The organism is Nocardioides koreensis, from assembly GCF_039531775.1.
GTDB lineage: Bacteria > Actinomycetota > Actinomycetes > Propionibacteriales > Nocardioidaceae > Nocardioides > Nocardioides koreensis.
This window is the reverse complement of the sequence record NZ_BAAAQR010000017.1, coordinates 1-13,711: the sequence shown is the minus strand read 5'-3', so window position 1 is coordinate 13,711 and position 13,711 is coordinate 1. Positions and strand designations below refer to the sequence as shown.

The window sequence follows — 13,711 nt, the reverse complement described above, 5'->3', positions numbered from 1 at the left end:
CGTCATCCCTTCACGCCCGATCCGAGGTCGGAGGCGGTGAAGTGCCTCTGGAAGGCCACGAACAGCGCCACCGCCGGCGCGGCGAGCACCACGGCGCCGGCGAGGATGGCCCCGAACGGGTTCGCGGCCCGAGCGGCCATCGTGTTCATGTAGTTGGCCAGGGACACCGCCAGCGGCTGCATGTCGGCGTCCTTGGTGACGAGGAACGGCCAGAGGAACTCGTTCCACGGCCCGATGAAGGTCAGCAGTGCGGCGGTCAGCAATGCGGGCTTGGCCAGGGGCAGCGCCACCGACCACAGGATCCGGAGCTCGCTGGCGCCGTCGAGCCGGGCCGCGGAGAAGAGCTCCTCGGGCAGCTGCAGGAAGAACTGCCGGAAGATGAACACCGCGGTCGAGTTGATCGCGAAGGGGACGATCATCCCGAGGTAGGAGTCGGCCAGCCCGTAGTAGCGGACGATCATCACGTAGATGGGGATGATCAGCAGCTGGAACGGCACGATCTGGACCAGCAGCATCACCGCGAAGAGCGTCCCCTGGCCCCGGAAGTGCAGCCGGGCCAGGGCGTAGCCGGCCAGGACCCCGAAGACCACGGTGCCGAGCAGCACACCACCCGTGAAGATGCCGGAGTTCACGAGCGAGCCCAGCAGGTCGATCCGGGCGTCGATGGCCGAGTAGTTCGCGAACGTGAACCCGCCGGTCGGGAATGCTCCGGCCAGGGAGGTGTCCGGATCCTTCTGCAGCGAGCCGATGACCATGTAGTAGAAGGGGAACAGGAACAGCAGGGCGCCCAGGAAGAGCGCTCCGCGCCGTAGCCACGTGGTTGCCATGTCAGTCCCTCTCCAGGAGGCGTCGGTTGACCAGCGAGATCAGCAGCACGCCGATGACGAGGAGGACGCCGATCGCCGCGGCGACGTCGGGGTTGCCCTGCTCGATCCCGCGCTGGTACATCACGAGGACCGGGGAGGCCGACGCCCCGTTGGGTCCACCGCCGCTGGTCAGCAGGTAGGGCTCGGTGAACAGGTTCGCGCCGGTGATGGTGGCGAGGATGACCACGAGCGTGGTGGCCGGCCGGACGCCCGGGATCGTCACGTTCCGGAACGACGCGAAGCGTCCGGCGCCGTCCACCTGCGAGGACTCGTAGAGCTCCTTCGGCACGTTCTGCAGGGCGGCCAGGTAGAGCAGGACGAAGAAGCCCATCTGCTTCCAGGTCACGAAGATCGCGATCACCGGCATCGCCAGGGTCTCGTTGACCAGCCAGGAGGGATCAGGAGCCAGGTCGCCGAGCACCTGGTTGACCATGCCGTTCTGGCTGAAGAGGAACAGCCAGACCGAGACCAGCGCCACGCTGGCGGTGACGTAGGGGACGTAGTAGGCGACGCGCAGGAACGTGCGTCCCCGGATCGCCTTGTTCAGCGCGGTCGCCAGCAGCAGCGACAGGAGCACGGTCAGCGGCACGTTGATGACCAGGAACTCCGCCACGTTGAGGAACGACCGGCGCACGTCCGGGTCCTCCAGCACGGTGCGGTAGTTCTCGAAGCCGACGAAGGGCCGGTCCACCTGGGCTCCGGGGGCCGCGAAGAAGTAGTCGTGGAAGCTGATCCAGACCGCCAGGCCCAACGGGTAGGCGAAGATCGCGGCGAGGAACATGGCGTACGGCGCCGCGAACAGGATGCCCACCGGCTGGCGGCCCAGGAGGGCCGCCAACCGGCTGCGCGAGCCGCTGGTCGGCGGGTTCGGAGCAGCGGTGTCGCTCCGGGGTGGCGCGGTGGTCGTCATCGTCGGTGCGCCACCCTCAGGACTGGCCGGCGAGCTCGGTGGCCTTGTCGGCCGCCGTGGACAGCGCCTCGTCGGTCGAGGTCTTGCCGAAGATCACCGCGGAGGACCACTCGTCACGGAAGCCCTGCCAGATCTCGATCGAGTTGGGCACGTTCGGCACCTCGACGGTGCGGCCGGCCTGATCGGCGAAGAGCTTGTACTCCGGGTGCTCCTTGAAGTAGTCGGGGTAGGTGCCCGCCAGGTCCTCGCGCAGCGGCATCTGGCCCGTCATCTCGAGCAGCTTGCCGTCCTCCTCCTCGCTGGTGGCGAACTTCAGCAGGTCGAAGGCGGTCTTCTGGTGGTCGCAGGCCGAGTAGAGCCCGATGTTCTTGGCGTCGGAGAACGTGTAGGTGTCCTCGGGGGCGGTGCCCTGCGAGGTGGGCACGGGGGCCACGCCCCAGTTCACGGAGTCGCCGTACACCGAGATCGCCCACGGGCCGACCGTGGCCATGGCGGCCTTGCCGTCGGCGAAGGAGTCACCGTTGTAGGCCTCCTTCGGCGACAGGCCCTCGGAGTACATCGTGGACCAGAGGTCGGCGACGCCCTGCCCGGCGTCGGAGTCGAACGTCGCCTGGCCGTCCTCGACCAGCTGCTGGCCCCCGGTCTCGGCGGCGTACATCGGGTAGAAGTCGAACCAGGACTGGAAGAACTCGCTGGTGGGGGCCGGCCAGATCGCCGCGTCCGCGGCACCGCTGTCGACGACCTTGCGGCTGGTGGCGAGGAAGTCGTCGTAGGTCGACAGCGGCGGGTTCTCCGGATCGATGCCGGCCTTCTTCATGATGTCCTTGTTGTAGAAGATCATCACGGGGTTCGACTTCCACGGGATCTGGTAGTACTGCCCGTCGGGCGACTTGTACTGGTCCGCGACGTCGCCGCTGCGGGACTCGATGTAGTCGGTGCCGCCGTCGTACTGGTCGAGCGACACCAGGCCGCCCTGCTTCTGGAACTGGGGGACCGCTGCGGGTGAGGTGTTGAACACCAGGCACGGGGCGTTGCCGGCGGTGATGGCCGCGCCGATGACCTCCTCGGAGGTCTTGCCCGCGGGGATCTCCTGCGCGGTGACCTCCTCGTCGGGGTGGTCCGCGTTCCAGGCCTTGACCATCTGCTTGCCCCAGGCGATCTCCTCGGGGTTGTTCGACAGCCAGACCTTGATCGGGCCGGTGGAGGAGGCAGCCGCGGAGGAGTCCCCGGAGCCACCCCCGCAGCCGGCGGTGACCCCGAGCGCCAGCATGGTCAGTGTCGCGGTGACGACCTTCGTTCTCATCTGCTTCTCCATTTCGTGTTCTGCCCCGTGTCTGGTGTTCTGCTCGGTCGGACTGTCAGGTGTCGGGTGTGCCTGTCGTCGGGTGGGTGGCGCGGTGCACCGGTGCGGGCCCCGACGAGGCCCGTACGACGAGGGTCGGCGGCGGCAGGCTGACGTCGGTGGCGGGACGCTGGTCGATCAGCTCGAGCAGCCGCCGGGCGGCGGCCCGGCCCCAGCCGATGACGTCGCTGCAGACGCTGGTCAGCGGTGGCTGGACGTGGGCGCCCAGCTCGGTGTCCTCGTAGCCGGTGATCGACAGCCGGCCGGGCACGTCGATGCCCCGCGACGTGGCGACCGCGAGTCCGGCGATGGCCATCAGGTCGTTGGCGTACACGATCGCGGTGGGCGGGTCCGCGAGGTCGAGCAGCTCGCGGGTCGCGGCCGCGCCGGCCTCGGCGGAGAAGTCGCTGTCGATGCAGGGACCTTCGGGGAGGCCGGTTCGGTGGAGCGCGGTCGACCACGCCTCCCGGCGGGACCGGCCGTGCACCATCTCGCGTGGCCCGGCGACGTGCGCGATGCGGCTGTGCCCGAGTCCGACGAGGTGCTCGACGGCGGCGGCGATCCCGGGTGCGTCGTCGACGCCGACCGCGGGCCAGAAGGGCTCGGACAGGGCCGGCCCGACGATCACGGCCGGCAGCCCGAGCTCGGCGAGCAGGGCCGGGCGCGCGTCGTCGACGTACAGATCGGTGACGAAGACGCCGTCGACACGACCCTCGTGGCTCAGCCGGCGGTAGCTCTGGTGCTCGGCGTCGTGCTCGGGGACCACCTGGAGCAGCAGGGCGTACCCGTGCTGGGACAGCTCGCTCTCGACGCCGGCGATGAACGAGGGGAAGAACGGGTCCGAGCGCAGGGTCTCGGGCGGCCTGGCCACCACGAGCCCGACCGCGAGCGCCCGGGAGACCGAGAGGGCGCGGGCGCGTGGGCTGGGCGTCCATCCCAGCTCGCGGGCGGTGGCGAGGATGCGTTCCCGAGTGTCGGGCGAGAGGCCGGGGCGGTTGTTGAAGGCCAGCGAGACGGCCCCCTTGGAGACTCCCGCGGCCCGGGCCACGTCGTTGATGGTGTGCCGAGTCACGACTCCACCTAAACCGGTTTAGTAGAGGGATGTCAAGGGTCCGGGTCGCTCCGGCACGCGGTCGCGACCCTCGGCCCTCGCGGGCTCAGGGGACCCGGTCGAGCGGCCAGACCTGCCCGGTGGAGCTGTCGATCAGCGCGGCCCGGTCGACGTGCAGGGGCAGCGGCAGCACGTCGGCGATGGTCGTGACGACCGTCGCCATGGACGCGCCGTGCGCGCGGGTGGCGACCGAGACGTGGGGGATCCAGCAGCCGGGCACGTAGTTGCGGTGCAGGTCGGCCCCGGTCGCGGTGAGGGCCCCGGCCACACGCTCCTGGCGGGCGGCCATCGCGGCGGAGATCGACGGGGCGAGCGCGACCCGGCCCCGCGGGAAGGTGAGCGTTCCGCGGCAGTGCAGGACGTCGGGGCCCTCGTCCGGCAGGGCCTGCATCGCCGCCAGCACCCGGTCGACGTCCCACGACCGCAGCACGGCGTAGGACAGGTGAGGGTGGTGGCGCCGGTGCGTGTGGGAGGCCAGGGTGCGGACGTCCTGGCTCTCGAGCCGGCCCCAGAGCTCGCGCACCAGCCGCTCCGAGCGTCGGTCGAAGAGCAGGCAGACGGCGAGGGCCATGCCCTCAGGGTGGCGAACACCCGCGCGGGCGTCGAGGGCGGCGCACCGACCCATTTTGGGCATGCGTCGGGGATCCCTGCGCGCCTAACGTGAGGAGCGGTGCGACCTGGCCGCCCCCCGGGCCGGATCCGCGCCGGGAGACCCCATGAACGCGCTGCTGGAACGGCTCGGCCGGTTCGCCGGCCGGCACCGCTGGTGGGTCGTGGGCGTGTGGCTGGTCGTGCTGGTCGGGCTGACGCTGACGAACCGCGCCGTCGGGGGCAACTTCGTCAACAACTACACGGTGCCGGGCAGCCAGTCGGCGAACGGCCTGGAGGCGCTCCAGCGCGACTTCAACTCCGCCAGCGGCTACTCCGGCCAGATCGTCTTCCACGCCGAGAAGGGCACCGTCAAGGACCAGGCGAACGCCGTCGCGAAGACGATGAAGAACGTCGGGGGGCTGCCCCACGTGATCAAGGCGACCGACCCGCTGTCGGTGCCCGGGACCCCCGCGGTCTCGAAGGACGGCACCATCGCCTACGGCACCGTGTCGTGGGACGTCGTACCGGCCTCGCTGGACACGGCCTACCTCGACTCGCTGAACTCGGCGGTGCAGCCGGCCGAGTCGGCCGGGCTGGTCGTGGACTACGGCGGGAACGCCGGCCAGATCGGGCAGGAGCCCAGCGACCGGCGCTCCGAGACCCTCGGCCTGGTCTGCGCGCTGATCCTCCTGCTGATCATGTTCGTCTCGATCGTCGCCGCGCTGATCCCGCTGGTCGGCGCGATCTTCAGCGTCGGGACCGGGCTGGCGCTCGTCGGCCTGCTCGCGGCCGGTCCGCAGCTGCCCACCACCGCGCCGACGGTGGCCACCCTGCTCGGCCTCGGCGTGGCCGTGGACTACGGCCTGTTCCTGGTCGCCCGGCACCGCGAGCAGCTCGACGCCGGCATGGGCATCGGCGACTCGATCGGCAGGACGGTGGCGACCTCCGGCGCGGCGGTCGTGATCGCCGGCAGCACGGTCGTGATCGCGATCCTGGGCCTCTACGTCTCCGGCGTGCCGTTCGTCGGCGCGATGGGTGCCGCCGCCGCGATCGTCGTCGCGGTGACCATGCTCAGCGCGCTGACGCTCGTGCCGGCGTTCCTGGCCATCGCGCGGAACCGCGTGCGCAAGCGCTCGGAGCGGTCGAAGGTGCTCGACGCGCACGACATCGAGCGGGCCCACGCCGCGCACGAGGCCAGCGCCTTCGCTCGCTGGGGCCGCCTCGTCAGCCGGCAGCCCTGGCCCTGGGCGATCGGGAGCGCGGCGCTGCTCCTGGTCCTGGCGATCCCGCTGCTCTCGCTCCGGCTCGGCCAGCTCGACCCGGGCACGGACCCGAAGTCGGACAGCGACCGGCGGGCCTACGACCTGATCTCCCAGGGCTTCGGCGAGGGCCAGAACGGCCCGATCACGGTCGTGCTCAAACTGCCGAAGCAGTCCCAGGACAAGACCCAGAAGCTCCTCGACAACGCCACCTCCACGCTGACGAAGACCTCCGACGTCGCCTCGGTGGCGCCGCCGTCGGTCAACAAGGCCGCCACCGTGGCCGTGATCAACGTGATCCCGAAGTCGTCTCCCCAGGCCCAGCGGACCACCGACCTCGTCGACCACCTGCGCGACTCGGTGCTGCCGACGCTCGGGGCCACGTCGACCTACCTCGTGGGCACCACGGCGGGCAACGTGGACTTCACCCAGCGGATCGGCGAGCGGATGATCTGGCTGATCCTGGCCGTGGTGCTGCTCTCCTTCGTGCTGCTCACGATCGCGTTCCGGTCCATCGTCATCTCGGTCAAGGCGGCGATCCTCAACCTGCTGTCGGTCGGTGCGGCGTACGGCGTCGTGGTGGCGGTGTTCCAGTGGGGCTGGGGCTCGCAGCTGCTCGGCATCGACCAGGACCTGCCGATCCCGGCGTACGTGCCGATGCTGATGTTCGCCATCGTCTTCGGGCTGTCCATGGACTACGAGGTGTTCCTGCTCTCGCGGGTCCGCGAGGCCTGGCACCAGACGGGGGACGCCCACCGTGCGGTCGCGATCGGCATCGGGAGCACCGCCCGGGTGATCACGTCCGCGGCGGCGATCATGGTCGTGGTGTTCTCGAGCTTCGTCCTGAACTCCAACCCCGCGGTCAAGATGCTCGCGGTCGGCATGGCGGTCGCGGTGCTCATCGACGCGAGCGTCGTGCGCATGGTGCTGGTGCCGGCGCTGATGTCGATCCTGGGCGCGCACGCGTGGTGGCTGCCGCGGTGGCTGGACCGGGTCATCCCCGACCTGCAGCTCGAGGGACCGATCGAGCCCGTCCCCGCGACCGAGCCCGAGTCCGAGCCGGTGGCGGGGGCGCCACGGCCGTGACCTCGAGGGCACGTGGCGCGGTCGTCCTGGCGGCCGGGCTCGCGCTGCTGCTCGGTGGCTGCACCGGCTCGGACGGCACCGACAAGTCGCCGCGGCCCGGGAACGCGGTGCCGCACCTCGCCCCCCGGTGCCCGCCGCCGCCCGCGCATCGGACCAAGCCCACGGTCGCGGAGCTCAACAAGCTGGGTGCCTCGGTCGACCTGCCCGGGTGGCAGGCCGGTGACATCGGGGCCAGCGGGCGGCTCAGCGACGGGCGGCTGGTCTGGCTGTTCGGCGACACCACCCGGACGAAGCTGGAGCCGCCGATCGTCGCCAACTCGATGCTGGTCTCGTCGGGTCGCTGCGTCTCGCAGCTCGTCACCAAGGAGAAGGGCCCGGTGATCCCCGACGTGTCTCCGAACGTGGTGCGCTGGCCGATGTCGGTGGCGGTCGGGCGCTCCCAGGGGCACGACGTGGTCCTGGTGCTCTGCTCCCGCATCGATCGGGGGCACAGCGGCTCCTTCGGGTTCACCTTCCTCGGCACCACCGCCGCCGTGTTCACCGTCGAGGACGGCCAGGCGCCCCAGCCGGACAAGGTCGTCGACATCACGCCGGACTCGCGGAACCAGGAGCAGGTCAACTGGGGCGCCGCGTCCACCGTCCACGGCCGGTGGTTCTACGTGTACGGCACCCGGCTGACCGGACAGCAGTACGACTTCGGCCGCGAGCTCTACCTCGCCCGTACCCCGGCCGCCGACCCGGGCAACCGGAAGCGGTGGCAGGTGTGGGACGGGTCGGGCTGGTCGTCGAAGCCGCCGCAGGCGGTTGCCGTGCTGCCGAGCCAGGGCGGGGTCTCGCAGACGCTGTCGGTGGACAGCCTCGGTGGCCAGTGGGTGGCGGTCTCGAAGCGGGACGGCGACATCAGCGACTTCGTCTACAAGTGGACGGCGCCGAACCCGTGGGGGCCGTGGACCCCGGTCAAGGAGCTCAAGGCCCCGGGCGGGTTCGACACCGGCAACCTGAAGTACGCCCCGCTGGCGCACCCCGAGGTCCCGCTGAAGTCCGGGGACCTGCTGGTGTCGATCTCGCGCAACACCACCGACCTCCAGCGGCTGCTCAAGGACCCCGAGATCGGTCGGCCCGAGTTCGTCGCGCTGCCGCGCTGAGCCTCGAATCGGTGATTCGAGGCTGAGGGGCACGCCGCTCAGCGCACCCGGACCGTCGCCTGCCGCGGCGGTGTGAGGTGGCGCGAGGTGAGGCGCAGGGTGAGGGCCTTGCGTCCCGGGTGCAACGGGTCCTCCAGGGTCGGCACCTCCACCCGGGCCTGGGTCCGCCCGGGCGGCAGGTCCACGAAGCCGAAGCGCCAGACCCGCCACAGCGGCACGTCGAGGGGCACCCGACCCAGCTGCGCACGCAGCCAGCTGCGCGGCACGTCGGAGGTGCGCACCGCGCGGAAGCGCTCGTCGCGCACCGCACGGAGCCGGTTCACCGGGTAGTAGTCGACGGGGGCGGAGAGGGTCAGCCGGTAGGCGAGCGGGTCGCCGTACGACACGGTCCGGCGTACCGGCTCGAAGGTCACCGTCGGTGCCGGGTCGTCGTCCCGGATGGTCGCGGCACCGGCGAAGCCGCTGGTCACCGTGCCGTGCACCGGGGCCGCGAACACGAGCTGCCGCTGGCGGGGGAGGTCCTGCAGGTCGTCGGCCTCGTAGCGGACGCCGATCGTGCCCTGCGTCTGTCCGGGACGGACGGTGACGACGGCGAGCTGGGCGGGCGCGGTCCAGTCGAAGGTCCACTGGTCGGCCGCGATCGCGAACCTCGCCGGGGTGGTGACCTCGCCGAGCACCCGGAACGGCACCTGCGCGACCCCGCCGGTCGCGGCGTCCCCCTCGGGCCGGGTGACCCGGCCCAGGCGGATGGCCGGCAACGAGCGGTCCGGCGCCGGGTCGAGGCCGCGCTGCCGCCGGGACGCGTCGAGCACCCACACCTGTCCCCGGGCGCTCACCGACCGCAGCTCGACGCGGTCGACCCGGGCGAGGTCGAGGTGACCGGCGTAGTCGGCCGGGTCGACGCGCAGGGTGCGCGCCACGAGCGCGGCGAGCCAGGCTCGGCCGGGGAACGGCGCCAGGGTGCGGACGGGACCGGCCCACTCCTGGTCACCGGAGCCCAGCACCACCTCGAGCCGCGCCGGGCCGGTGCCCGGTCGCACCACCGTGCGCAGGTCCAGCCGGGTCTGTGCGCCGCTCAGGTCGAGCGGCCGGTCCAGCGCGAACCCACCGCGGGCGCCCGTGCGGGTCCACGTGAAGGACAGGTCGCGGGGGAGGCCACCCGCGGCGTACGCGGCGTGTACGGACGCCCACGCGCGGGCGCTGGGCGTCCAGTGCGGCTGGCGGTAGAACTCCCGGGTGCCGCACAACGGGACCGGCCGGCCGGTCCCGCCGTCGCCGAGCGGCAGGCCGGCCCGGCAGGACACCCCGGCGCCCGCGGGGGTGGCCCCGTGACCCAGTCGCAGCGTCTCGCGTCGGCCGCCCAGCGCGTGGGTCCACGCCAGCGCCGGACCCGCGGCGCGGACCGCGACCGGGTGCCCGGAGTCCAGCCACCGCAGCGCCGCGGAGGTGCCGTCGCCGAGGAAGGCGTGGACGCCGGCGGCGACGAAGGTGCGGGCGGCCCGGCGCTGCTCGGCCGCCGTCAGCCTGGTGGGGGAGGCCTTGCCGCACACCGGGTCGGTGCGGTCGAACCAGTCGTCGAAGCTGGGCGCCGCCGAGATGCCCGGGGTCCACTCGGTGTTGAAGAAGTTGTGGTTGGCGCCGCGGAGCAGCACGCTGCTGCGCAGCGTCGGGTCGTCGTCGGTCTGGGTCTGCGCAGCGTCGACGTAGCGCTGCCCCTGCAGGTCACTGACGTCGCCGTCGCAGTAGGGCAGGAGCACCTCGGTCGGCAGGTAGGGCGCCGTCTGCCAGCCGAAGTCCGTCGGCGCGAGCAGCACCTGCCCGGCCAGGTGGTACGACGGGTCGCCGGCGGCGCCGTCGATGGCGGCCTGGTCGACGCCCTCCCCGCCGCGGCTGTGCCCGACGAGGACCACGCTGCCCAGGTCGAGACGGCCGCCCCAGCGCTGGTTCGTGGCGTCGGCCGACCATCGCGCCAGCAGGTCGAGATGGTGCTGGACGAGGACGCTGCGGGCGCGGGCACCGCCGTCGGGGGTGTCGCCGTCCTGGGCGTTGACGGCGTTGGCGGAGATGCTGACCGTCGCGTAGCCCTGGCTGGCCAGCACCCGCTGGAGGTACTCGTAGCCCAGGTAGCTCGGCACCGGCCTGGACCGGCCGGTGCACGGCCATCGGCCGGTGTCACCGGGGCCGTAGCAGGTAGTTGTGCCGGCCGTGGAGGAACAGCACCAGCGGCGCGTCCGGTACCCCGACCGGCAGCACGGCGTGGCCGAGCACCTCGAGGGGCTCCGGGAACTGCCACCACGGCAGGTCGGCGGCGGAGTAGTCGAAGGACCGCACGGCGTACGGACCCGCCCGTCCGGGGTCGGCCGCCGGAGCGGTGCCGCTCTCGGGCCGGGCGACGGGCGACCGGCCGGGGAGCGTGCCGGTCCCCGCGTCGAGGCGGCGGGCACCCAGCCACACCTGCACCCGGTCGGGCCGCACCGTGCCCAGACCGCTGACCGGGAGCGTCAGCGTCCGGCGGTCGGGCCCGAGTCGCGGATGGCCCAGGAGGCGCGTGCCGACGCGGAACTCCGGGCGGCCGTCGGTGACCGGCAGCCTGGCCGGCGACCGCCAGACCAGCTCCGGGCCGGACGGGCCCTGGCGCACGCGGGCCCGCTCGCGGGGCTCCGCCGTGGCGCCGGGCGCCGGAGGACCGGGCAGGCCCGTGGTGGGGGTCGCGACCAGCAGTCCTGCCAGCACCAGCAGCGCCGTGACCCCGCCCGCGACCCACCGTCGCGTCGCCGCCATCCGAGTCCCCCTTCGACGTCGAGGACGTCATGGTCCGGGGCCGTTGGCGGGCCGGCCCAGAGGCGAACGACCCTCGGGGACCGGTCAGTCCAGCCGGAGGTCGGGGAGGATCTTCTGCAGCCACCTCGGCAGCCACCAGTTGGCGGTTCCGGCGATCTTCATGATGGCCGGGACCATCAGCAGCCGGACCAGGGTGGCGTCGAGGACGACCGCCGCGGCGAGCGCCAGGCCGAACTCCTTGAGCTCCAGCACGTCGGCGACCAGGAAGCAGCCGAACACCGCGGCCATGATCGCGGCCGCGGCGGCGATGGGGCGGGCCGTGTGGGCGAGCCCGGTCGCGACGGCGCGCTCGTTGTCGCCGCTGGCCACCCACTCCTCCTGCATCCGGCGGATCAGGAACACCTCGTAGTCCATCGACAGCCCGAACAGCAGCGCAAAGGTCATGATCGGCAGGTAGACCTGGACGAACCCGACGCTGGTGAAGTCGAAGAAGCCCTCGAGGTGGCCCTCCTCGAACACCCACGCCGTCAGCCCGAACGCCGCACCCGTGGCCATCAGGTTCATCACCACGGCCTTGAGTGGGATCAGCAGGCTGCGGAAGACCACCATCAGGTAGAGGAACGACAGCGTGAGCACCAGCCCGATGACGACCCACAGCTTGCCCAGCGTCTCGTCCGACAGGTCCACGAACTGGGCGCTCGCGCCGCCCACGAGCATCTCGGGGCCGTCCGCGCCGGTCAGCGGGGGGATGGTCTCGTCGCGCAGCTCGTTCACGAGGTCGCCCGCCTTGGTGGAGTCGATGGCGACGCTGGGCACGAGGGTCACGATGGTGCGGTCCGCCCCGTCCTCGAGGTTGACCGTCTGCGCGAGCTGCGTGGCCGCGGCGGGGTCCTTCGACTGCTCCAGCGTGGCCAGGCCCTCCGCGGTCAACGGGAGACCTGCCTGCCGGAGCATGGTCGTGACGGCGAAGGCGTCCGCCACCCGCGGGTCCCGGGAGGCCTCGGTCGTGAGCCGGTCCACCGCCTCGAGGTCGTTCGTGGTGAGCGGGCCGCCGTCCGGGTTGGACACGAGGACCTGCACCGGTGACATGGCGCCCTCGCTGAACGAGTCCGCGAGGATGATCTCGGCCTTGCCGGAGGGCTCGTCGGCCAGCGCGGCGAGGCCCAGGTCGATGCCGAGCTTGAGCCCGAAGACGGGCAGCGTCAGCACGATGAGCACCGCGGCCGCGGGGATGGCCAGCCAGGGGTGGTCGAGCACCGTGTGCGCCCACCGCGCCCAGAACCCGGTGCCCTCCGGTCGCGCGGGGTCCACGGAACCGGGGCGGTCCTCGGCCGGCTGGAAGCGCTGCGGCAGCGCCCCGCGGTTGATGCGGTGCCCCAGCGCCCCCAGCAGCGCCGGCAGCAGGCTCCACGCCGCCGCGAGCGTGCAGACCACGACCAGCACGGCGCCGATGGCCATCTCGTGGAAGAGCGGGGAGTTCACCGCGAAGAGCGAGAACAGCGAGATCGCGACGATGGCGCCCGAGAAGGCGACGGTCCGACCGCTCGTGGTCATCGCCGCCCCGACAGCAGCGGGAACGGCGTCGGGGGCGTCCTCGCGCCGGACGAGCTCCTCCCGGAACCGGCTGATGATGAACAGCGAGTAGTCGATCCCGATGCCCACGCCGATCATCGTGATGATGGAGAGCAGGAACGCGTCGAAGTCCATGACTCCCGTGAGCGCGGTCAGCACCCCGAAGGTCACGGTGACTCCCGACAACGCGAGCGCCAGCGGGATGAAGGCGGCGACCAGGGCCGCCAGGGCGAAGAGGAGGACGAGGAAGGCGACCGGGAGGCCGAAGGACTCCGCCCGCTCCACGTCGGCGGTCTCGACCTTCGTCACGTCGTTGGAGCTCGGGGAGATGCCGGCGAGGTAGGCCTCGACCGGGCCGTCGCCGACGGCCGCGTCGATCGTGTCCTGGATGTCCGCGGCGTGGCCTCCCCGCTGGCTGTCGTCCCCGGACAGGCCGACGGCGGCCAGGGACGCGTGCCCGTCCGCCGAGATCTGCCCCTCGGCGCCCGGGTCGTCGGGGCCGAGCACGGACGCGACGCCCGGCTCGTCCCGTACGTCGGCCAGCACCTCGTCGAGGACCTTGCGGTACGCCGGATCCGTGACGACGAGCGAGTCGGAGCTGAAGACGATGACGTCCTGCTCGGAGCCGGCCGCCGTGAAGTTGTCCTGGATCAGCTCGTTCACACGGTCGGAGTCCGAGCCGGAGACGCTGTAGTCCGGAGCCACCAGCTGGGACTCGAGGTAGGGGTAGACGACCGACGACCCGACGAGCAGCACGGCCCACACGCCCAGCACCCACCAGTGCCGCCGTGCCGCCCAGGCTCCCCATCGCGACGCGAGCGAGGTCTCGGTGGCGGCGTCCGTCTTCATGGGCACTCCCGGGGTTCGGTCCTGCTGCCGTCGAACCCCTTCTTCACCGTCGGCTCCGCCGGGACGGGCGCCCTAGGTGTACTGACCACGGACGTTAGGTACGGCGTGCCTGCTGGACGATGACGAAGGCCTCCGGGTGAGGTGTGGAGCAACCACGCACCCACACCTGAATCACCACGGAGGTCTTCGTGTCCCACGC

10 protein-coding genes are annotated in these 13,711 nt (G+C 72.0%); 2 read left to right on the top strand and 8 right to left on the bottom strand.

Annotated features, from left to right (window positions below):
- Positions 1–2: 2 nt before the first annotated feature.
- The 5 genes from ABD268_RS21120 to ABD268_RS21100 all read right to left on the bottom strand — a co-directional run bounded on the left by ABD268_RS21120 (position 3) and on the right by ABD268_RS21100 (position 4,800).
- Entirely contained in the window at positions 3–827 is an 825-nt protein-coding gene (locus tag ABD268_RS21120; protein WP_344157322.1) for a carbohydrate ABC transporter permease, read from the bottom strand.
- Between the two features lies 1 nt (position 828).
- A complete protein-coding gene (locus ABD268_RS21115; protein WP_344157319.1) occupies positions 829–1,776 on the bottom strand; it encodes a carbohydrate ABC transporter permease in 948 nt (315 codons plus the stop codon).
- Positions 1,777–1,792: 16 nt separating this feature from the next.
- Positions 1,793–3,079: an extracellular solute-binding protein gene (locus ABD268_RS21110; RefSeq protein WP_344157316.1), complete on the bottom strand. Its 1,287-nt coding sequence runs from the start codon at positions 3,077–3,079 to the stop codon at positions 1,793–1,795.
- 55 nt (positions 3,080–3,134) lie between these two features.
- Positions 3,135–4,190: a LacI family DNA-binding transcriptional regulator gene (locus tag ABD268_RS21105; protein ID WP_344157313.1), complete on the bottom strand. Its 1,056-nt coding sequence runs from the start codon at positions 4,188–4,190 to the stop codon at positions 3,135–3,137.
- 85 nt (positions 4,191–4,275) lie between these two features.
- On the bottom strand, positions 4,276–4,800 hold the full coding sequence (locus ABD268_RS21100) for a 2'-5' RNA ligase family protein (RefSeq protein ID WP_344157310.1): 525 nt from the start codon (positions 4,798–4,800) through the stop codon (positions 4,276–4,278).
- 145 nt (positions 4,801–4,945) lie between these two features.
- Between ABD268_RS21100 and ABD268_RS21095 the strand changes: the two genes are divergently transcribed.
- On the top strand, positions 4,946–7,165 hold the full coding sequence (locus ABD268_RS21095; protein WP_344157307.1) for an MMPL family transporter: 2,220 nt from the start codon (positions 4,946–4,948) through the stop codon (positions 7,163–7,165).
- Positions 7,162–8,310, top strand: a complete 1,149-nt coding sequence (locus ABD268_RS21090) for a DUF4185 domain-containing protein (protein ID WP_344157304.1) — start codon at positions 7,162–7,164, stop codon at positions 8,308–8,310. The genes ABD268_RS21095 and ABD268_RS21090 overlap by 4 nt, the downstream gene beginning before the upstream one ends.
- 38 nt (positions 8,311–8,348) lie before the next feature.
- On the opposite strand, the gene ABD268_RS21085 is transcribed toward ABD268_RS21090, so the two are convergent.
- The 3 genes from ABD268_RS21085 to ABD268_RS21075 all read right to left on the bottom strand — a co-directional run bounded on the left by ABD268_RS21085 (position 8,349) and on the right by ABD268_RS21075 (position 13,512).
- Complete coding sequence (locus ABD268_RS21085; RefSeq protein ID WP_344157301.1) at positions 8,349–10,445, bottom strand: hypothetical protein; 2,097 nt, start codon at positions 10,443–10,445, stop codon at positions 8,349–8,351.
- Positions 10,446–10,482: 37 nt separating this feature from the next.
- Entirely contained in the window at positions 10,483–11,091 is a 609-nt protein-coding gene (locus ABD268_RS21080; protein ID WP_344157298.1) for a hypothetical protein, read from the bottom strand.
- A gap of 84 nt (positions 11,092–11,175) precedes the next feature.
- Complete coding sequence (locus ABD268_RS21075) at positions 11,176–13,512, bottom strand: MMPL family transporter (protein WP_344157296.1); 2,337 nt, start codon at positions 13,510–13,512, stop codon at positions 11,176–11,178.
- Positions 13,513–13,711 lie beyond the last annotated feature (199 nt).